Here is an 18,768-nt window from a genome sequence, read left to right as displayed (position 1 = left end):
CGCGCGCGTCTCGCAAGCCGCGCGCCAGAACGGTCGCGTTCGTCGCCGAAGCGGTGCGGCTAGGCTTGGTCGGGAAAGCGAGCGCGCAGGCCGCGCCGAAGCGCGGCCTGCGTATGGCCGCTTACTGCAGACCGCGGCAGTTCGTCAGCCACACCAAGTGACTGGTCTGGTCGTAATGGTCGTAGGTGGCGTTGAGGTACATCTTGTCGCCGGTGCGCATCGCCAGCGAGTAGGCGTTCTGGTCCGGCTGCATGCGGCAGGCGATGCGCAGCTCGCCCCGGCGCGACTTGCTCTGGATCACGCCCGGCACCAGCGAGGGGTTCATGTCGAAGTAGAGCTCGAACGCGCCCTTCTTGCCGGCCACGCCCTTGTTGACGCCCTTGATGTTGTAGACCTTGCCTTCGAAACGCACGTCGATCGCGGCGCCGTTCTCCAGGCCCTGGCGCTCGATGTCGGTGGCCAGCGAGGTGGCCTGGATCTCGATCGCCTTGGCCGCGGCGCGCGCGACCGGCGCCTTGCCCGGCTTGAGTTGGGTCAGCATCTTGCACATCGCGTCGCGGATGCCGTCGGCGTTGCCGAACGAGCCGCGGCGGGTCTTCATCAGCATCGACACCGCGCCGTCGGGCTTGGCGGTGACGTAGACCTGCAGGCCCTTGTGGGCCATGTTGGCCGGCTCCTCGAGCAGCAGCGAACCGCTTTCCGGACTTTCGTCGAGCACGTCCATGCCGTCGGCGATGGCGAGGTTGCGCATCTGGCCGATCGCGCTGGGCACGCTCAGGCCCGGGACCTTGTACGAGGTCGAATATTCGGCGCCGGAGAGCGCGTTGCCCTTCTTGCTGAAGTTGTCGTCGCACTGGCCGGCCAGCGCGGGCAGGGAGGGCAGCAACAGCAGCAGCGGGAGGATCAGCTGGATCGGCTTGGCTTTCATGAGGAGTTCCTTGAAGTGATCGGTCTTCCGTGCGCCCTGCCGTAGGCCTGCGACGCCCGCGGCCGCAGATTGCCGGATTAGCCAGGTCGATTCAACGACCATCCGGCATTAATTCCGCTATCGCGTTCGCATTCCTGCGTTCGAACGTGCCTTTCTTGCGCTCAATTGCAGGGGTCGGCGGGGGAGCGCTGCTGCATTTCCTGTGGCGTGAGTTCTTCGATGCTGTGACCGATGTTCCAGCGGTGGCCGAAAGGATCGATCACCGTGCCCGAGCGTTCGCCGTAGAAATGATCGCGCGGCGCCATCGCCAGCTGTGCGCCGGCGGCGACCGCGCGGGCGACGGTCGCATCGGCGTCGTCGACGTGCAGGTGCAAGGTGTGGCTGTGGCCGCGTCCCGGCTCGGGACGGCGGATGTCGACCTCGGGGAACTCCTCGCACAGCATCAGGGTGCTGCCGCCCAGGGCGAGCTCGACATGGCCGATGCGGCCGGAGGGTTCGACCAGGCGGAATTTCTCGCTGGCCTCGAAGCTGTGGATGTAGAACTCGACCGCGGCCTGGGCATCGGCGACGCAGAGGTAGGGAAACAGTTCGTGTACGGCCATCGCGGTGCTCCGGTGTGGGTGTGCGGGCCAGCCTGCGCCCGGCGCGCGGCGCGCGATTGGACGAAATTTACCCGTTTGCCGTTGCCGGGAGCGGCGTGGGCCTTTCGCTGTCTGTAGGAGCGGCGTGAGCCGCGATCGCGTCACCGCAACTACCGCGCAGGGTCCGCGAGCTTCATCGCTGCCGACTGCCATCGCGGCTCACGCCGCTCCCACAGACAGCCCAGTGCTCGCCCAGTGCTCAGCTCAGCTCAGCGGCAGATGGTTCGGCGACGCCGGTGCGCGCGCTGCGTACTCGCGTGGGCTCACGCCGGCGAATTCGCGGAACTCGCGGATCAGGTGCGATTGGTCGAAATAGCCCGCGTCCAGGGCCAATTGCGCCCAGCCCGGACGTGGCGTCGCCGCCAGCGCGGCGAGCAGGCGCTGGAAGCGCAGCACGCGCGCATAGCGCTTGGGCGCCAGGCCGGCGACGTCGCGGAAGCCGGCGATGAAGCGGCGGTGGCTGCGGCCGCAGGCATCGGCCAGGGCGGCCACGTCGGTGTCGGCCGGCGCGCGCTGCACGCAGGCCAGCGCCTGCACGATCTGCGGGTCCAGTCCGCGCCGGCCGCGCGCGCGGCGCAGCCGCGCCTCCAGGAAGGCCAGCAGCAGCGCACGGCGACGGCCAAGGTCGGCGTCGGCGGCCAGGCGTTCGTACAGCAGTTCGGCCTCGTGCCCGCACAGGTCGGCCAGGTCGACGTGGCCGTCGGCGAGTTCGGCGGCGGATACGCCGAACAGCGCCAGCGCCGCCCCCGGCCGCAACACCGCGCCGACCGAGGCCGCGGGCCGGGCGGTGTCCTTGATGCAGTAGCCGGCGCGGACCCCGCCGACGGTGGCCACGCTGTAGCCGCGGCCCTGGCGGTCGGCGGCGCCGGTGTAGATCCGCAGCGGCGGCCCGTCCAGCCGGACCGTCAGATGCATGGCGCCGCTGGGCAGCGAGTGCTCGCGCGCGTGCGCGGGCGGCGCGTCGGGGCGCGCGCAGGCCCAGACCTGTGCGACCCAGGGCCGCAGCGCCGCCGTCCCGTGCACGGCCGCGGCCTCAGTCCTTGAAGTCCGGCAGCTTGCGCTTCACCGCCACGTTCTTCAGCGCCACGTACTTGGGCAGGCCGTCGCGGCCGTAGGGCGGCGGCGCCTCGCCGCGGATCAGCGGCTCCAGGTACTTGCGCGCGGCCGGCGTGATGCCGTGGCCGTCCTTGCGGATGAAGCCGGCCGGCATTTTCTTTTCGTGATTGGCGACCTTGTCCAGCGGCACCGGCGCGATCTTCCAGCGGTAGGGCGCGTCGGCCGTGCGCACGATCGCCGGCATTACGGCGTTCATGCCTTTGAGTGCGTACTCGACCGCGGCCTTGCCGACCGCGAGCGCCTGCTCGACGTCGGTCTTGGAGGCCAGGTGCCGGGCCGAGCGCTGCAGGTAGTCGGGCAGGGTCCAGTGGACCTTGTAGCCCAGCGCGTCCTTGACCCGGCCGGCCAGGTGCGAGGCCACGCCGCCGAGCTGGGTGTGGCCGAAGGAGTCCTTGCCGCCGCCGGCATCGGCGACGAAGCGGCCGTCGGCGGTCTGGATGCCTTCGCTGGCCACGACCACGCAGTAGCCCACGCGCTCGACCACGGCTTTGACGCGCTTGAAGAAGTCGGCCTCGTCGAACGGCCGCTCCGGGAACAGGATCAGGTGCGGGGCCTGGTCCGGGCCGTCGCCGGCCAGGCCGGCGGCCGCGGCCAGCCAGCCGGCGTGGCGGCCCATGGCCTCGTAGACGAAGACCTTGGTCGAGGTCTCAGCCATCGCGGCCACGTCCAGCGCGGCCTCGCGCACCGACACCGCGGTGTATTTGGCGGCCGAGCCGAAGCCCGGGCAGCAGTCGGTCACGGCCAGGTCGTTGTCGACCGTCTTGGGCACGCCGATGCAGGTCAGCGGGTAGTCGAACTCGGCCGCGAGCCGGGACACTTTGAGCGCGGTGTCGGCCGAGTCGTTGCCGCCGTTGTAGAGGAACCAGCGCACGTCGTGGGCCTTGAGCACGGCCAGCAGGCGTTCGTAGCGGGCGCGGTCGGCGTCCAGCGATTTCAGCTTGACCCGGCAGGAGCCGAAGGCCCCGCCCGGGGTGTGGGCCAGGGCCCGGATCGCGGCCGCCGATTCCTTGGAGGTGTCGATCAGGTCCTCGCGCAGGGCGCCGAGGATGCCGTTGCGGGCCGCCAGCACCTTGACCTTGCGCGCGCGGGCGGTCTCGATCACGGCCGAGGCGGTGGCGTTGATGACGGCGGTCACGCCGCCGGATTGCGCGTACAGCAGGGTTCCAGAGGCCATGGGGGTTCCAGGATTGACGCCGGGATGCGGTAAGCTGACCGCAATATTGACGCCCGGCGGTGGGGTGGCGACGGCTACGAGTGTAGCGCCGCGCCCCGGGCATGCGACCCAGGCCGCTCCGTGGAGAGCGCCGGCCGCACGAGGCATTCTTGTTCTAGGAGCGATGTAGATGCGATTGGTACTTCTGGGCGCGCCCGGTTCCGGTAAGGGCACGCAGGCGGCGCGACTCAAGGACCACCTGCAGGTGCCGCACATTTCCACCGGCGACCTGCTCCGCGGCGAAGTCGCCGCCGGCACCAAGCTGGGCCTGGAAGCCAAGGCGGTGATGGACGCCGGCAACCTGGTCAGCGACGCGATCCTGCTGGGCATGCTGGAGGAGCGCTTCTCGCGTCCCGACACCCATGGCGGCTTCATCCTCGACGGCTACCCGCGCAACCTGGCCCAGGCCGATGCGCTGGACGCGCTGCTGAAGAAGATCGGCCAGCCGATGGACTACGCCGTACAGCTGGAGGTGCCGATCGATCTGCTGGTCGAGCGCATCGCCGGCCGCGCCGCCGAGCAGGGCCGCAAGGACGACAGCCCGGACGCGGTCCGCACCCGTCTGAAGGTCTACGACGAGGTCACCGCGCCGGTCATCGAGTACTACCGCCAGCACGGCCGTCTGACCGCGATCGACGGCGTCGGCTCGCTGGACGAGGTGTTCACGCGCATCGTCGAGGCGCTGTCGCCGGCGCCGGTGGTCGGCTGAGCTTTACCGGCCTGAGTCGCTTTCGCCGCTCATGCCTCGGCTCCCTCTCCCGCAAGCGGGAGAGGGCTGGGGTGAGGGCATACGAACCACAAAACGCGGCGCGAGTTTCCTTGCGTTGACGTAGGCAGACTTGCGGCCGGCGTCGGACGCCGGGTCTCGCGTGCCCTCACCCCTTGCCCCTTTCCCGCAAGCGGGGGAGGGGAGTAGGTAGCGCAGTCTTATCAGGAACGTCGGATCTTGAAGCTACATATTCTGGGCATCGCCGGTACTTTCATGGGCGGCGTCGCCGCGCTCGCCCGCGAACTCGGCCACGAAGTCGAAGGCAGCGACCAGGCGGTGTACCCGCCGATGTCGACCCAGCTCGAACAGCTCGGCATCGCTCTACGCCAGGGCTACCAGCCCGGCAACATCTCGCCCGATTGCGATGAGATCGTGGTCGGCAACGCGCTCTCGCGCGGCAACGGCGCGGTCGAGCAGGTGCTCGACGACGGCCGCCGCTACACCTCCGGCGCGCAGTGGCTCAGCGAACAGGTGCTGCCGGGCCGCGACACGCTCGCCGTCGCCGGCACCCACGGCAAGACCACCACCACCACCATCCTGACCTGGCTGCTCGAAGCCGCCGGCCGCGCGCCGGGCTTCCTGATCGGCGGCGTCGCCGAGGATTTCGGCGTTTCCGCGCGCATCGGCGCCGGCCGCGAATTCGTCGTCGAGGCCGACGAGTACGACACCGCCTTCTTCGACAAGCGCAGCAAGTTCGTCCACTACCGCCCGCTGGTCGCGATCCTCAACAACCTCGAATACGACCACGCCGACATCTTCCCCGACGTGGCCGCGATCCAGCGCCAGTTCCACCACCTGGTGCGGACCGTGCCGCGCCGCGGCCGCCTGATCGTCAACGGCGAGGACGAGCGCCTGGCCGAAGTGCTGGCGATGGGCTGCTGGACCCCGGTCGAGACCTTCGGCCTGGACGCCGGACTGGCCCGGCACGCCGCAGGCGAGGGCGGTGCCGCTTACACCTGGAGCGCGCGCCTGCTGGCCGACGACGGCAGCGCTTTCGTCGTGGTCCACGATGGCGTCGAGATCGGCGAAGTGCGCTGGCCGCTGCTCGGCCGCCACAACGTGATGAACGCGCTCGCCGCGCTCGCCAGCGCCCACGCGGTCGGCGTGGAGGTCGCCTCGGTGCTGCCGGCCCTGGCCGCGTTCCGCAGCGTCAAGCGCCGCCTGGAAGTGATCGGCGAGGCCGGCGGCATCACCGTCTACGACGACTTCGCCCACCACCCCACCGCGATCGCGACCACCCTGGCCGGCCTGCGCGCGCGCGTCGGCGGCGCCCGCATCGTCGTGGCGATGGAACCGCGCAGCAATTCCATGCGCCTGGGCGCTCATGCCGAAGCCCTGGCGCCGTCGCTGGACGGCGCCGACACCGTGGTGTTCCTGCATCGCCCGGAACTGGCCTGGGACGCCGGCAAGGTCGTCGCCGGCCTGCGCGGCGAAGGCGTGGCCGTGCCCGATGCGGCCGCGCTGATCGAAGCCCTGCGCGCCCGCGTGCGCGCCGGCGACCACGTCGTCTTCATGTCCAACGGCGGTTTCGACGGCGCGCCGTGCCGTTTCCTCGCCGTACTGCAGGACGCCGCCGGCTGAATCGGCCGGCGCCCGGTCCCGGGCGCGGCGCCTGCCGAGTTTCCAATCCGAACGTGCAATGGCGATGACGTGCGCGTCGCCGCTTGCGCCGGATCCTGCGTGCCGTTTTCCGGCATATCGCCACGCCTGATAGGCATATAAATCGGCCTAAATGTGCCCATTGCCGACCTCGTGGCACATCCGATGCGAGTCTGGGCACAAGCCGCATATCGCAACTTAAAATTGCTATTTCTGCACACGAAAAGTGCCATTTCAGGGCGGCATATACGCAACAATGAGTTGCGTCATTCCCCGCTCTGCGGGCGCAGCGTCCGCGCCCGCGCAGGAGCCCGTCTCGGCCTGGCAGGATGCATGGGCGGTACCTATGAACTCTACGCACGACGACAAGCCCAAGCACGCAGACTTCGCCCGGCGCCTGAGCCATGCGCTGGACTTCTCGGGCTTCGCCAAGGGCCGCGCCCGCATCGGCGCCTTGTCGATCCATTACAACGTCAGCCGCGAGACCGCACGCAAGTGGCTGCTCGGACTGTCGCTGCCCGAACTGCAGCGCATGATCGAAATCGCCACGCAGCAGCAGGTGAGCTTCGAATGGCTGTCCACCGGCCGCGGCAGCGTCGACGGCAACGGCCTGTCGGTGCGCGATCCCCAGGGCCCGTACGGCGACCCCGAGGAAATGCGCTTGGCCGGCCTGCTGCGGCGGCTCCCGCGCAAGAAACGCCGCGCTCTGATCGAGCTGCTCGACCCGGCTTGAGGCGATAGCCGCCTCGTGCGGCGCGGGTACACTGGCGACATGTCGCTCGCCTCCGATGCCGCGCCGCCCAGCCCGGAATGGCTGGGCCTGTTTCCCCTGCACACGGTGCTGGTGCCCGGTGCCGCGCTCGGCCTGCGCGTATTCGAACCGCGCTACCTCGACCTGGTTCGCGACTGCGGCCGCCGCGGCCGTGGTTTCGGCGTCTGCCTGATCATCGACGGCGAGGAGGTCGGCGCCCCGGCCAGTGCCGCGGCCTTCGGCACCGAAGCGCTGATCGAGGATTTCGGCAACGACGCCGACGGCCTGCTGACCCTGCGCGTGCGCGGCGCGCGCCGCTTCCATGCGCGCCGGGTGCGGGTGCGCGACAACGGCCTGCAGGTGGCCGAGATCGAATGGTGCGCGCCGGACCCGGAACAGGCGGTGCGGCCCGAGCACGGCTTGCTCGCGATCCTGCTGCAGCAACTGGTCGACCGTTTCGGCGGCGAGCACGCGATGGCGCCGCGGGTGCGGATGGAGGACGCGGCCTGGGTCGGCTGGCGCCTGGCCGAGCTGTTGCCGCTGCAGGACGCGCAGCGCCAGGCCTTGCTGCAGATCGACGATCCGCACGAGCGTCTGGACCGTTTGTTGGCGTTGTTGCCCTAGCCGGCACTCGCTCTCGCTCTCGCTCTGGGGTTCGCTTTCTGCTTTCTGTGGAGCAGCGTGAGCCGCGATCGCTTGGCCCGTCCGCCCCGCTCCAGCTTTGGGGTAGGAGCGGCGTGAGCCGCGACCACGACCTCCGGCCACTACGCATATTTCGATGGGGATCGGCTTCGCTTTCTGCTTTCTGTGGGAGCGGCGTAAGCCGCGATTGCGAATTCCGTTTGCTGCGTTGGTTTCGTTCTTAAGCAACAGCTTCCGCCCGCTGCGCGAGCGGGTCACTTTCTCTTGCCACTGGCCTTGGGGTAGGAGCGGCGTGAGCCGCGATCGCGAATCCCAGTTACTTCGTTGGTTTCGTTCTTAAGCAACAGCTTCCGCCCGCTGCGCGTGCGGGTCACTTTCTCTTGCTGGCCCAAGAGAAAGTAACCAAAGAGAAGGGCCTGCCTAGACAACCCTCCCGTGCGAGATCGGAAGTGGCGCCGGGATTTTTCGAAGGAACATCCTGTTCCTCGAAAAACGGCGCGCGTCCTGCGCGCCGCCCTTCGGGTCTGAGCGGGACTGGGCGAGTGCGGCACATTGGATTTCAATGCCGGGGCAACAGCAACAGCAACAGCAACAGCAACAGCAACAACAGCAGCAGCAGCAACAGCAACGGCATGCAAGCAATACAACAGTGAGATTGCGAATGGCCGCCTCGACTTTTCGATGTGAGCCCACGCCGCCTTACCGCGCAACCTCAGCGCTTGCGCTCTTCATCCGGCGAAGGCTCGCCCATCGGCGTGGTCCGCAACCGCAGCACCGGCGTGCCGTGCAGGCCGGTCGCTTCGATGCCGCCGAAGCCGGCCAGCGCGGCGCGGACCGTGGCGTGCGCGCGGACGTCATCGCTGGTCGGCAGCCATAGCGCCGCCGCATCCAGCGGTTTGGTGAGGCGCAGCACCTGGCTCGTGCCCAGCCACAGCGGCGTGCCGTCGTCGAGCTTGGCCGGAGCCCGCCACAAACGCAGCGCGTACTGCTCGTCGGGCCGCGTGCTCGGCCGCAGCAACAGCAGCGATTCGGCTTGCGCGTCCAGGGTCGCGGGCAGCACCGCCTGTTCCAACGGCGCGGCGTCGTCGTTGAGCAGGGCGATCGTCGCCAGCCAGTCGGCCTGCGGTTGCACCCGCCAGCCCTGCGCCAGCAGGGTGTCGCGCAGCGGTTGCAGAGGCCCGGCGACCTGCAGGTTCAAGGGCCAGCGCCGGCGCAGGTCGCGTTCGTTGCGGTGTTCGGGCAGGACCGCCCAATCGCGTCGCCACCAATCGTCGGCGGACAGCACGCGGGTCGGCGCGGCGGCGGCGAACTTGGCCAGCAAGGCGTCGGCCGCGCGCGGCGCGTGCCACAGCGCGGCAGCGACGAAGGTGCCGTAGAACAGCCAGGACAGCGGCCGCATCCAGAACGAACGCGCGACGTGGCGACGGTAGGCGATACCCAGCACCAGCAGCCAGACGATGCCGAACAAGGTGCCGCCGACCAGGTCGCTGGGCCAGTGCGCGCCCAGGTACAGGCGCGCGAAGCCGACCAGGGTGGTGACCACGCCCGCGAGCAGGTACGGCCACACCCGCTGCCGCCCGGGCAGTTCGCGCGCGATCAGCACCGCGAAGAAGCCGAACACGATCGTGGTCATGGTGACCGCGACCGAAGGGAAACCGAAGCCGGCCGGCGCCGTCGGCGGGCGCGGCATGTCGATCGCCGCCTCCAGCAGGCTGGTCAGCGCCAGACCGAACACGATCGCCGCGACCCAATGCGCGGCCGCGAGCCAGCGCCTGCGCCACAGCAGGTAACCCAACGCGACCAGCGCCGCCGGCGCCAGCACCGCGGCGTCGCCCAGGCTCGCCAGCGCGGCCATCAGGCGATCGGCCAGCGGATTGCGCAGGCTCCACATCAGTTCGTGGATGCTGTGGTCCAGGGCCAGCGGACCGCCGCTGGCGAGCAGGGTCGCAAGCAGGGTGAACCAGGCCCAGCTGATCCCGAGCAGGCACACCGCCAGGATCGCGAGCGAGGCCGACTCCGGCCGGTTCGGGTCGATCAGGGCTTCTGCGTAGCGGCCCAGGTGCGGGTGGCGGTGGGTCCAGCGCAGCGCCCGCGCGAGCAGGTTGTTGGCATGCGCGGCGAACCAGCGCCAGGTGTAGAGCACGCAGGCCCAGACCAGGGCGACCGCGACCAGCAGCCCGCCCAGCACCAGCGCCAGGCGATCGGCGACCGCCGCGACCGCGTCGTAGGACGCGCCCAGGACCCAGCCGGGCGCGAGGAACGCGGCCGCCCAGGCGATGCAGGCGAACAGGCTGGGCAGCGCGTAACGGCGCGCCGGCATGTGCAGCATGCCCGCGATCGCCGGCACGAACGGCCGCACCGCGCCGACGAAGCGCGCGATCACGATGCTCTTGCTGCCGTGGCGGCGGAACAACTGCTCGCCGCGGTCCAGCCATTGCGGATAGCGCGAGAACGGCCAGCGCTGGCGCAACTGCGGCCCCCAGCGATAACCGACCCAGTAGCTGAGCCCATCGCCGACGAACGCGCCCAGCGCCGCGCAGGCCAGCGCATACGGCCCGCTGATGTGGCCCAGGCCGACCAGCGCGCCGACCGCGAACAGCAGCGGCAGGGCAGGCACCACGATGCCCAGGATGATGAGCGCGTCGCAGAACGCGATCAGGAAGATCACCGCGCCGGCGGCGGTGGGGTTCGCCGCGATCCATGCGGTCGCGCTTTCGAGCCAGGCTGAATCCATCGGTCGATTATAGGCAGCGCGGAAGACAGGATTAGGGAGTGGGGGCGGTGGAGCGTCGAATTCAAGCGCGGCGCGCGCACCGCATCTCCAAGCCGAATCCCCAAGCCACGGCCCCGAACGTACACTGCGTACATGACCACCGACGCCATCGAAGTCGCCGCGCTCAAGGCCGACAGCTTCGGCCGCATCGCGCTGATGCGCGACGGCGACGGCCTGTTCGTGCGTCGCGACCTCGCCCACGTGCCGCTGTGGCTGCGCCTGCCGGCGTGGTGGCTGGCGCGGCGCGAGGCCCAGGCCCTGCGCTGCGTGAGCGGCCTGGCGGCGCCGCAACTGCTGCGCTGGGACGGGCGCCGGCTCGACCGCAGCTATCTCGACGGAGCCGCCATGTACCAGCGCCCGCCGCGCGGCGACCTCGGCTATTTCCGGCGCGCGCGTCGTTTGCTGCAGCAACTGCATCGCTGCGGCATCGCCCACAACGACCTGGCCAAGGAAGCCAACTGGCTGGTCCTGGCCGACGGCGCCCCGGCGGTGATCGACTTCCAGCTCGCCGTGCGCGGCCGCCCGCGCTCGCGCTGGATGCGCCTGCTGGCGCGCGAGGACCTGCGCCATCTGCTCAAGCACAAGCGCACCTATTGCCCGCAGGCGCTGACCCCGGTCGAGCGGCGCCTGCTGCAGCGGCATTCGTGGCTGCGCGCGGCCTGGTTCGCGACCGGCAAGCCGGTGTACCGCTTCGTGACGCGGCGTATCCTGCATTGGGAAGACAATGAAGGGCAGGGACCCAAGCCCTGAGCCGGCCGGGCCCTGAGCCGGTTCGCAAGCGCGTCCGTACCTGGATGGGCCAGCAGCGCATGGAGCGGCGCCTCGGCTAGGATCGATGGCATAGGCGGGCGCCCGCGCCCACGAACGACGCCACCCACGATGCAGGGATCGCCGCGCGCTGGTCGCCGGCGGTCTCTCAAGGAGTTCTCATGAGCAGCTTGTCCGGCAAGACCCTTTTCATCACCGGCGCCTCGCGCGGCATCGGTCGCGCGATCGCGCTGCGCGCTGCGCGCGACGGCGCCAATATCGCGATCGCGGCCAAGTCCGACGTCGCCAATCCGAAGCTGCCCGGCACCATCCACAGCGTCGCGGCCGAGATCGAAGCCGCCGGCGGTCATGCGCTCGCGCTCAAGTGCGACATCCGCGAAGAGGACGAGGTCCGCGCGGCGGTCGCGGCCACCGTGGATGCGTTCGGCGGCCTCGACATCCTGGTCAACAACGCCAGCGCGATCTGGCTGCGCGGAACCCTGGACACGCCGATGAAGCGCTTCGACCTGATGCAGCAGGTCAACGCCCGCGGCAGCTTCCTGTGCGCGCAGGCCTGCCTGCCGCATCTGCTGAAGGCGCCCAACCCGCACATCCTGACCCTGGCGCCGCCGCTGAGCACCGATCCGAAGTGGTGGGCCCCGCACACCGGCTACACCCTGGCCAAGATGGGCATGAGCTTCGTCACCCTGGGCCTGGCCGCCGAGTTCGGCCCGCAGGGCGTCGCGGTCAACGCGCTATGGCCGCGCACGGTGATCGCCACCGACGCGATCAACATGATCCCGGGCGTGCGGGCCGAACGCTGCCGGACCCCGGAAATCGTCGCCGACGCCGCGCACGCGGTGCTGGTGCGGCCGGCGGAGGGCTACTACGGCCACTTCCTGATCGACGACGACGTGCTGTTCGCGCTGGGCATCACCGACTTCGCCGCTTACGCGGTCGATCCCACCCAGCCGCTGCTGCCCGACCTGTTCCTGGATTTCGACAGCGCGCCCAAGCACCGGCGCTGAGCGAAGCTGGACGCCGGCATCGAGGTGTGGCCGGCGCAGGCTGCGGCGGGCGACGCGAACCGCATCGCCCGCCGCGTGCCGTCGCCTTACTTCTTCGCCGGCTTCAGCGCATCCGACAGTGCGTACATCAGGTCGACATAGAAGCGCTCGGCCTGCGCCAGGCCTGCGATCTTCGAACCGGCCTGCGGTTCGACCACCATGTATTCGTTGGGCGCGTGCGCGCCGCTGCCGTGACCGAGGCCGCCGGAAATCATCGGCAGTCCCAGGGTCTGGGTGAACACGTAGTAGGGCGCGCTGCCGGCCAGGCGCGGTGCGATGGTCGGAGTGAAACCGTACTTGCGGTAGGTGCCGATCGCCGCACGCGACAAGGGCGCGTCGACCGAGGTCTGCGCCGGCGGATAGCCCGAGAGCTGGCGCACCACGATGTCGTCGAAGCCCTGCGCGTCGAGCTGCTTGCGGATCAGCGCCAAGGCCTGTTCCGGAGTCTGGTTCGGCACCAGCCGCGAATCGATCTTGGCCACCGCGCGGTGCGGCAGGATGGTCTTGACGCCTTCGCCGGTGTAGCCCGCGACCAGTCCGTCGATATTGAGCGTGGTGTCGAACAGCTCCGACGCCACCGCCTCGCGCACGCTGCGGCCGTTCTTCCAGCGCGTGGCGCCGAGCACGTCCAGGCTCTTGGCCGCGTCCTTCTCGCGTTCGCCGATCAGGCCGTTGTACAGGCGCTGCTCTTCGGCGTTGGGCGGACGGATCGCATCGCGGTAGCCCGGCACCGCGATCTCGCCCTCGGGCGTGGTCAGGGTCGACAGCGCCTGCACCAGGCGCCAGGTCGGCGAGTCCAGCGTCGCCGCCATCGAACCGTGGACCTCGCTCTTTTGCGAACCGCCGGTCTTGGCGTTGCCGCGCGCTTCCAGTTCGAAATACAGGATGCCCTTCACGCCCAGGAACATCCCAGCCTTGCCGTCGCGGCCCTGGGTGTTCATCGGGAAGAACACGCCGTCGGCCTTGCGCAACTGCGCCTGGTACTTGGCCACGATCTCCGGGTAGTGCGGCGAACCCAGTTCCTCCTCGCCCTCGGCCAGCACGATCAGGTTCACCGGCGGCTTGCCGCGCACCTTGATCATCGCCTCCAGCGCATTGAGGAAGGCGCGTTGCGGGCCCTTCTGATTGGTCGCGCCGCGCGCCATCAGCACCTTGCCCAGACCGGGCTCGTCGACCAGCTCGCCCTTGAAGGCGTCGACCTTCCAGCCGGTGGGCTCTATCGGCTGCACGTCGTACATCATGTAGACGACCAGCGTGTGCTCGGCGCCGGCGTCGTAGTAGCCGTAGACGCCCGGATGGCCGGAGGTCGGCACCAGCGCGGTGTCGCGGAAGCCCAGGCCCTGCAGATCGGCGCGCAGCAACTCCGCCATTTCCTGGATGCCTTTGTTCTGGGCGCTGATCGAAGGCTGGCGGACCCAGCGCTGCAACTGCGCCAGATTCTCGGCACGGTGTTGGTCGAGGTAAGTGTAGATGTCGGCGTAGTCGCCATTGAACGCCGGCACCGAAGCCGCATCGAACGCGGCGGTTTCGGTGATCGAGATCTTGGGCGCGTCAGGCGCTGCGGCGACGGCGGACGTGACGACAAGCAGGGCGGACAACAGGCAGGCGAACGACGAGCGGCGCGGCTGGGTCATGAGCGTGTGGGTCCCCGGAGTGGTTCTGCGATTCTGCGCGCAGGCACCGGCTCGCCGCATGACGCAGCGCACAGTGCCCTGCAGCGCTTGTCGACCCCACGGTGCGCGGCTACTGCTGTCGAACAAGTCGCTGCTGCCTTTGTTGTGGCGGCTGTTTCCCGGCCATCCCAACCTGCTGCCGGCCTCGCACGACCCGGCCGACCTCGACGGGCCGCTGGTCGCCAAGCCGCGCCACGGTCGCGAAGGCGAGGGCGTGATGGTGTTCGAAAGCGCGCCGTTGCTGGCCGCGCCGGCCACGGTCTACCAGGCCTATTCGCCGCTGTACCGCAGCGCCGCCGGCCATGCGGTGCTCGGATCCTGGGTGGTCGGCGATGTCGCCGCCGGCCTGGGCATGCGTGAGGACGACGACCGCGTGACCCGCAACGGCAGCCGCTTCGTACCGCACTGCTTCGATTGATCGTAGCGGCCGATAAGGGGTCTCCGGCACGGGGGCCGCGTGGCCGCATGGCGCCGGAAGGCCAGCGCCGGCTGCCGACTTGGGCGAGAATACGCATTCTCCCCAACCGACTCCGCGTCCGATGACCGCCTCGACCGAATCGCTGTTCGCCCTTTCCGAGCGCTACTACCTGCCGGTCTACCGTCCGCGCCGGATCGTGCTCGATCACGGCAAGGGCGCGCGGGTCTGGGATCGCGACGGTCGCGAGTACGTCGATTTCGGCGCCGGCATCGCGGTCAACGCGCTCGGCCACGCCCATCCGGCGCTGATCGCCGCGCTGACCGAGCAGGCCGGCAAGCTCTGGCACACCAGCAACGTGTTCGTCAGCGAGCCGCCGCTGCGCCTGGCCGAAACCCTGGTCCAGGCCTCGGGTTTCGCCGAGCGGGTGTTCTTCTGCAATTCCGGCGCCGAGGCCAACGAGGCCGCGATCAAGCTCGCGCGCAAGTGGGCGACCGCGCAGGGTCGCGCGCCCGAGCGCCGCGCGATCCTCAGCTTCCGCGGCAGCTTCCACGGCCGCACCCTGGCCGCGGTTACCGCGACCGCGCAGCCCAAGTACCACGAAGGTTTCGAGCCGCTGCCGCCGGGCTTCCGCTACAGCGACTTCAACGACCTGGCCGCGGCCGAAGCCGCGATGGCCGGCGGCGACGTCTGCGCGGTGCTGGTCGAGCCGGTGCAGGGCGAGGGCGGGGTGACGCCGGCGACGCAGGAATTCCTGCAGGGCCTGCGCGCGCTCTGCGATCGCCACGACGCCTTGCTGATCCTGGACGAGATCCAATGCGGCATGGGCCGCACCGGCCGCTTGTTCGCCTGCCACGGCTACGAAGTCGTGCCCGACGTGGTCACCCTGGCCAAGGCGCTGGGCAGCGGTTTCCCGATCGGCGCGATGCTGGTCGGCGCGCGCGCCGGCGAGAGCATGCAGTTCGGCGCCCACGGCACCACCTTCGGCGGCAATCCGCTCGCCGCCGCGGTCGCCGGCGCCGCGCTGCGCGAGCTGTCGTCGCCGGCGCTGCTGGCCAACGTCGAACGCCAGTCGGCGGCCCTGCGCGCCGCGCTGAGCGCTTTGGATGCCGAGTTCTCGCTGTTCTCCGACATCCGTGGCCGCGGCCTGATGCTGGGCGCGGAGCTGCGTCCGGAGCACGCCGGCAAGGCCGGCGAGATCCTCGACCGCTGCATCGACCACGGCCTGTTGCTGCTGCAGGCCGGTCCCGACGTACTGCGTTTCGTGCCGGCCCTGAACATCGCCGACGCCGACCTCGCCGAAGGCCTGGCGCGCCTGCGTGCCGCGTTGGCCGGGTTCCTCGGTCGCTGAGCGTGCGGCGGGTGAGCGGTCGTGTCTTCGCGCGATCGCGGCCCGCACCCGGCCGATCAGCCTGGTTCACGAAGACGAGTTCGCGCCGGTCTGCCTAGAACTGCGCGATGCAAACAGAACGGGCCGACGCAAGTCGGCCCGTTCGCGTTTCCGGAGCCGCGCGTGCGCGGCCTGGCCGACTCACTCGGTACGGATCACAGCGCGGCGAAACTCGCGCGTGCGGCCTCGATCGTATGCGCGATCTCGGCCTCGCCGTGCGCACTGGACATGAAGCCCGCCTCGAACGCCGACGGCGCCAGGTACACGCCGCGCTCGAGCATGCCGTGGAAGAAGCGGTTGAAGCGGGCGGTGTCCGAGCCCATCGCATCGGCGAAGCTTTCGACCGGCCCTTCGCGGAAATACAGGCCGAACATGCCCGGCGCGCGGGTGGTGTGGAAGGCGACGCCGGCTTCGCGCGCGGCCGCTTCCAGGCCGTCGCAGAGCGCGTGGGTGCTGCGTTCCAGCGCATCGTGGAAGCCCGGTGCGCGGATCAGGTCCAGCGTCGCCAGGCCCGCGGCCATCGCCACCGGATTGCCGCTGAGCGTGCCCGCCTGGTAGATGGGGCCGCTGGGTGCGACCTGGCTCATCAGATCGCGGCGACCGCCGTAAGCGCCGACCGGCATGCCGCCGCCGATGATCTTGCCGAAGGTGCTCAGGTCCGGAACGATGCCGTAGCGCTGCTGTGCGCCGCCCAGGGCGACGCGGAAACCGGTCATCACCTCGTCGAAGATCAGCAGCGCGCCGTAGCGCGTGCACAACTCGCGTAGGTGCTGAAGGTAGCCGTCCTTGGGCAGGATGCAGTTGGCGTTGCCGACGATGGGCTCGATGATCAGGCCTGCGATCTGGTCGCCGACATCGTCGAACAAACGCGTCGCGGCGTCGAAATCGTTGTAGGGCAGGGTCAGGGTCAGATCGGCCAGCGCCGACGGCACGCCTGGCGAATTCGGCAGGCCCAGGGTCAGCGCGCCGCTGCCGGCCTTGACCAGGAAGCTGTCGCCGTGGCCGTGGTAACAGCCCTCGAATTTGACGATGCGGTTGCGCCCGGTCGCGCCGCGCGCGACCCGGATCGCCGACAGCGTGGCCTCGGTGCCCGAGTTCACCATGCGCACCATCTCGCAGCTGGGCACGATCGCGGTGATCGCCTCGGCCATGGTCACTTCCAGCGCATTGGGCACGCCGAAGCTGAGCCCGTCGCGCATGGTGCGCGCGACCGCGTCCAGCACCTGCGGGTGGGCGTGGCCGGCGATCATCGGGCCCCAGGAGCCGACGTAGTCGACATAGCGGTTGCCGTCGACGTCGTACAGGTACGCGCCTTCGGCGCGCTGGGCGAAGAACGGCTCGCCGCCTACGGATTTGAACGCGCGCACCGGCGAATTGACGCCGCCGGGCAGGAGCTCGGAAGCGCGGGTGAACAGGGCGTGCGAACGGGCGTTATTCATAGGCGGGCGCGGGGTCTTGGGAAAGGGGAGCGGGGTCGAAACAGGCGCGGTAGGCGCGGGTCGCGGCGGCCGGGTCGGGCGCGTCGAACACGCCGCTGATCACCGCCAGCAAGTCGGCGCCGGCCTCGACCAGGCCGCGCGCATTGTCCGGGGTGATGCCGCCGATCGCCACCCGCGGCACCGCCAGCGCGGCGCCGTCGCTCAGCAACTGCGGCGCGGCACGGCGCGCGTGGGGCTTGGTCGAGGAGGGAAAAAACGCGCCGAAAGCGACGTAATCGGCGCCTGCCGCGACCGCGGCGCGGGCCAGATCGGCGCGGTCGTAGCAGGAGGCGCCGAGCAGGGCGTCGCCGCCCAGGGCCTGCCGCGCGGCCGCGATCTCGCCGTCGTCCTCGCCCAGATGGGCGCCGTCGGCGCCGATCGCCGCGGCGAGGCGCCAGTCGTCGTTGACGATCAGCGGCACCCGGTGGCGGCGGCACAGCGGCAGCAGGGCGCGCGCCTGGCGCTCGCGGGTCGCGGCGTCGGCGGCCTTGTTGCGGTACTGCAGCCAGACCGCGCCGGCGGCCAGGACCTGTTCGACCCGCGCCAGCAGGCGCGCGTCGTCGTTCTCGTCGGGAGTGATCGCGTAAACGCCGCGGCGCGGCCAGGATGAATGCATGACGGCGCTTCCGTGGGCGCGACTGGAGTGGGACAATGTACGTTCCGCAGAAAACGCATTATCCGCCCATATGTCCGAGACCGCCGTCGTCACCGTCTTCCGCACCTGGATGTGCGTCGTGTGCGGCTTCATCTACGACGAGGCCAAGGGCCTGCCGGAGGAGGGCATCGCCCCCGGCACCCGCTGGGAGGACGTGCCCGACACCTGGACCTGTCCGGACTGCGGTGTGACCAAGGACGACTTCGAAATGATGGAGGTCTGAGGCCGCCGCCTCAGGGCTTTGGCGGCAGTCCCGGGCCGAAGGTCAGGACCGCGCCGTCGTTCAGCTTCAGCTTGGCCGCCTGGCCGGCATTGAGTTCCAGCACATAACGCGCCGGCGCATTGCTCGGATAGGGCGGGCACTGGTTGCCGGCCGAGCACGGCGGCACGTCGCGCTGCTGCGACACCAGCTTGCGGGAATCGTCGAAATACAGGATGTCCAGCGGGATCTTGGTGTTCTTCATCCAGTACGACTGCGGCTCCTGGCGCTCGTGGATGAAGATCATGCCGCTGCCCTCGGGCATTTCCTCGCGGAACATCAGGCCCATCGCGCGCTCTTCGTCGTCGTCGGCGACCTCGACGGTGTAGCGCTGACCGCCCAGCTCCACCCAGGAATCGGCGCCGCTGGCGCAACCGGACAGGACCAGGGCGCCGCAGGCGGCCAACAGACGTAGCGTGGACATCGAGTTTTTCCTTGTTCCGTAAGGGTGCGGCGACCTTCGGGCAGGCCGGCGCGGCGGTCAAGTCGAAAAAATTTTCGCCGCCCCCCTTCCCAATTCAGATTTGGCTGTGCACAATGCGCGCCCCGCTCACCGGGACGGCCGAACGGCCTGAACGGAAGTCGGGAAGCGGTAAGAAAAAAGGTTTCGCAGGGTGTTGACGGTCGCGAAATCTGCTGTAAGATGCGCGGC

Annotated in this window: 19 protein-coding genes; 10 read left to right on the top strand and 9 right to left on the bottom strand. The window is 69.8% G+C overall.

Annotated features, from left to right (window positions below):
* Positions 1–121: 121 nt before the first annotated feature.
* The 4 genes from ASD78_RS07950 to ASD78_RS07935 all read right to left on the bottom strand — a co-directional run bounded on the left by ASD78_RS07950 (position 122) and on the right by ASD78_RS07935 (position 3,859).
* Positions 122–928: a hypothetical protein gene (locus ASD78_RS07950; RefSeq protein WP_055902095.1), complete on the bottom strand. Its 807-nt coding sequence runs from the start codon at positions 926–928 to the stop codon at positions 122–124.
* A gap of 161 nt (positions 929–1,089) precedes the next feature.
* Entirely contained in the window at positions 1,090–1,530 is a 441-nt protein-coding gene (locus ASD78_RS07945; RefSeq protein WP_056100007.1) for a VOC family protein, read from the bottom strand.
* Positions 1,531–1,773: 243 nt separating this feature from the next.
* A complete protein-coding gene (locus ASD78_RS07940; RefSeq protein ID WP_056100003.1) occupies positions 1,774–2,592 on the bottom strand; it encodes an AraC family transcriptional regulator in 819 nt (272 codons plus the stop codon).
* Positions 2,593–2,602: 10 nt separating this feature from the next.
* Positions 2,603–3,859, bottom strand: a complete 1,257-nt coding sequence (locus ASD78_RS07935; RefSeq protein ID WP_056100001.1) for a 6-phosphofructokinase — start codon at positions 3,857–3,859, stop codon at positions 2,603–2,605.
* Positions 3,860–4,028: 169 nt separating this feature from the next.
* On the opposite strand from ASD78_RS07935, the gene ASD78_RS07930 reads away from it, so the two are divergent.
* The 5 genes from ASD78_RS07930 (at position 4,029) to ASD78_RS21670 (ending at position 8,346) form a co-directional block, all read left to right on the top strand.
* A complete protein-coding gene (locus ASD78_RS07930) occupies positions 4,029–4,607 on the top strand; it encodes an adenylate kinase (RefSeq protein ID WP_055902085.1) in 579 nt (192 codons plus the stop codon).
* 234 nt (positions 4,608–4,841) lie between these two features.
* A complete protein-coding gene (gene mpl / locus ASD78_RS07925) occupies positions 4,842–6,248 on the top strand; it encodes a UDP-N-acetylmuramate:L-alanyl-gamma-D-glutamyl-meso-diaminopimelate ligase (protein ID WP_056099998.1) in 1,407 nt (468 codons plus the stop codon).
* Positions 6,249–6,612: 364 nt separating this feature from the next.
* Complete coding sequence (locus tag ASD78_RS07920) at positions 6,613–6,999, top strand: hypothetical protein (RefSeq protein ID WP_055902080.1); 387 nt, start codon at positions 6,613–6,615, stop codon at positions 6,997–6,999.
* Between the two features lie 39 nt (positions 7,000–7,038).
* Positions 7,039–7,641, top strand: coding sequence for an LON peptidase substrate-binding domain-containing protein (locus tag ASD78_RS07915; protein ID WP_055902075.1), 603 nt, complete (start codon positions 7,039–7,041; stop codon positions 7,639–7,641).
* A 570-nt stretch (positions 7,642–8,211) separates the two neighbouring features.
* The gene (locus ASD78_RS21670) at positions 8,212–8,346 is read left to right on the top strand and encodes a hypothetical protein (protein ID WP_255355378.1); all 135 of its coding nucleotides are present in this window, start codon (positions 8,212–8,214) and stop codon (positions 8,344–8,346) included.
* A gap of 25 nt (positions 8,347–8,371) precedes the next feature.
* Here the strand turns inward: ASD78_RS21670 and ASD78_RS07910 are convergent, their stop codons facing one another.
* A complete protein-coding gene (locus tag ASD78_RS07910; RefSeq protein WP_056099996.1) occupies positions 8,372–10,393 on the bottom strand; it encodes a bifunctional DedA family/phosphatase PAP2 family protein in 2,022 nt (673 codons plus the stop codon).
* A gap of 132 nt (positions 10,394–10,525) precedes the next feature.
* Between ASD78_RS07910 and ASD78_RS07905 the strand changes: the two genes are divergently transcribed.
* Complete coding sequence (locus ASD78_RS07905; RefSeq protein ID WP_056099992.1) at positions 10,526–11,182, top strand: serine/threonine protein kinase; 657 nt, start codon at positions 10,526–10,528, stop codon at positions 11,180–11,182.
* Positions 11,183–11,361: 179 nt separating this feature from the next.
* Positions 11,362–12,207, top strand: a complete 846-nt coding sequence (locus tag ASD78_RS07900) for an NAD(P)-dependent oxidoreductase (protein ID WP_056099988.1) — start codon at positions 11,362–11,364, stop codon at positions 12,205–12,207.
* A gap of 86 nt (positions 12,208–12,293) precedes the next feature.
* Here ASD78_RS07900 and ASD78_RS07895 read toward each other — a convergent pair whose 3' ends face one another.
* Positions 12,294–13,880: a M20/M25/M40 family metallo-hydrolase gene (locus ASD78_RS07895; RefSeq protein WP_056099986.1), complete on the bottom strand. Its 1,587-nt coding sequence runs from the start codon at positions 13,878–13,880 to the stop codon at positions 12,294–12,296.
* Positions 13,881–13,938: 58 nt separating this feature from the next.
* On the opposite strand from ASD78_RS07895, the gene ASD78_RS07890 reads away from it, so the two are divergent.
* Positions 13,939–14,337, top strand: a complete 399-nt coding sequence (locus ASD78_RS07890) for a glutathionylspermidine synthase family protein (RefSeq protein ID WP_235566468.1) — start codon at positions 13,939–13,941, stop codon at positions 14,335–14,337.
* 121 nt (positions 14,338–14,458) lie between these two features.
* A complete protein-coding gene (locus tag ASD78_RS07885; RefSeq protein ID WP_056099978.1) occupies positions 14,459–15,685 on the top strand; it encodes an acetylornithine/succinyldiaminopimelate transaminase in 1,227 nt (408 codons plus the stop codon).
* 194 nt (positions 15,686–15,879) lie between these two features.
* On the opposite strand, the gene hemL is transcribed toward ASD78_RS07885, so the two are convergent.
* Together hemL and thiE are read right to left on the bottom strand one after the other, a co-directional pair.
* Positions 15,880–17,163, bottom strand: a complete 1,284-nt coding sequence (hemL, locus tag ASD78_RS07880; protein WP_055902056.1) for a glutamate-1-semialdehyde 2,1-aminomutase — start codon at positions 17,161–17,163, stop codon at positions 15,880–15,882.
* Entirely contained in the window at positions 17,156–17,818 is a 663-nt protein-coding gene (thiE, locus tag ASD78_RS07875) for a thiamine phosphate synthase (protein ID WP_056099976.1), read from the bottom strand. The genes hemL and thiE overlap by 8 nt, the downstream gene beginning before the upstream one ends.
* Before the next feature lie 70 nt (positions 17,819–17,888).
* Between thiE and ASD78_RS07870 the strand changes: the two genes are divergently transcribed.
* Positions 17,889–18,080 carry a rubredoxin gene (locus tag ASD78_RS07870; protein ID WP_055902052.1) on the top strand — a complete coding sequence of 64 codons (192 nt, stop codon included), beginning with the start codon at positions 17,889–17,891 and terminating at the stop codon, positions 18,078–18,080.
* A gap of 10 nt (positions 18,081–18,090) precedes the next feature.
* Here ASD78_RS07870 and ASD78_RS07865 read toward each other — a convergent pair whose 3' ends face one another.
* Positions 18,091–18,540: a DUF192 domain-containing protein gene (locus ASD78_RS07865; RefSeq protein ID WP_055902048.1), complete on the bottom strand. Its 450-nt coding sequence runs from the start codon at positions 18,538–18,540 to the stop codon at positions 18,091–18,093.
* Positions 18,541–18,768 lie beyond the last annotated feature (228 nt).

The sequence above is a fragment of the Lysobacter sp. Root667 genome (assembly GCF_001427715.1).
GTDB lineage: Bacteria > Pseudomonadota > Gammaproteobacteria > Xanthomonadales > Xanthomonadaceae > Lysobacter.
The sequence above is the reverse complement of the archived record's forward strand: the minus strand, read 5'-3'. Positions and strand labels throughout refer to the sequence as shown.

Excerpts from the sequence above, each read along its gene's own strand:
- ASD78_RS07895 (WP_056099986.1), bottom strand. The coding sequence starts at position 13,880 with ATGACCCAGCCGCGCCGCTCGTCGTTCGCCTGCCTGTTGTCCGCCCTG.
- thiE (WP_056099976.1), bottom strand. The coding sequence starts at position 17,818 with ATGCATTCATCCTGGCCGCGCCGCGGCGTTTACGCGATCACTCCCGAC.
- ASD78_RS07910 (WP_056099996.1), bottom strand. The coding sequence starts at position 10,393 with ATGGATTCAGCCTGGCTCGAAAGCGCGACCGCATGGATCGCGGCGAAC.
- hemL (WP_055902056.1), bottom strand. The coding sequence starts at position 17,163 with ATGAATAACGCCCGTTCGCACGCCCTGTTCACCCGCGCTTCCGAGCTC.
- ASD78_RS07930 (WP_055902085.1), top strand. The coding sequence starts at position 4,029 with ATGCGATTGGTACTTCTGGGCGCGCCCGGTTCCGGTAAGGGCACGCAG.
- ASD78_RS07945 (WP_056100007.1), bottom strand. The coding sequence starts at position 1,530 with ATGGCCGTACACGAACTGTTTCCCTACCTCTGCGTCGCCGATGCCCAG.
- ASD78_RS07890 (WP_235566468.1), top strand. The coding sequence starts at position 13,939 with ATGACGCAGCGCACAGTGCCCTGCAGCGCTTGTCGACCCCACGGTGCG.
- ASD78_RS07865 (WP_055902048.1), bottom strand. The coding sequence starts at position 18,540 with ATGTCCACGCTACGTCTGTTGGCCGCCTGCGGCGCCCTGGTCCTGTCC.
- ASD78_RS07870 (WP_055902052.1), top strand. The coding sequence starts at position 17,889 with ATGTCCGAGACCGCCGTCGTCACCGTCTTCCGCACCTGGATGTGCGTC.
- ASD78_RS07920 (WP_055902080.1), top strand. The coding sequence starts at position 6,613 with ATGAACTCTACGCACGACGACAAGCCCAAGCACGCAGACTTCGCCCGG.
- ASD78_RS07885 (WP_056099978.1), top strand. The coding sequence starts at position 14,459 with ATGACCGCCTCGACCGAATCGCTGTTCGCCCTTTCCGAGCGCTACTAC.
- ASD78_RS07950 (WP_055902095.1), bottom strand. The coding sequence starts at position 928 with ATGAAAGCCAAGCCGATCCAGCTGATCCTCCCGCTGCTGCTGTTGCTG.
- ASD78_RS07935 (WP_056100001.1), bottom strand. The coding sequence starts at position 3,859 with ATGGCCTCTGGAACCCTGCTGTACGCGCAATCCGGCGGCGTGACCGCC.
- ASD78_RS07900 (WP_056099988.1), top strand. The coding sequence starts at position 11,362 with ATGAGCAGCTTGTCCGGCAAGACCCTTTTCATCACCGGCGCCTCGCGC.
- ASD78_RS07905 (WP_056099992.1), top strand. The coding sequence starts at position 10,526 with ATGACCACCGACGCCATCGAAGTCGCCGCGCTCAAGGCCGACAGCTTC.
- ASD78_RS07915 (WP_055902075.1), top strand. The coding sequence starts at position 7,039 with ATGTCGCTCGCCTCCGATGCCGCGCCGCCCAGCCCGGAATGGCTGGGC.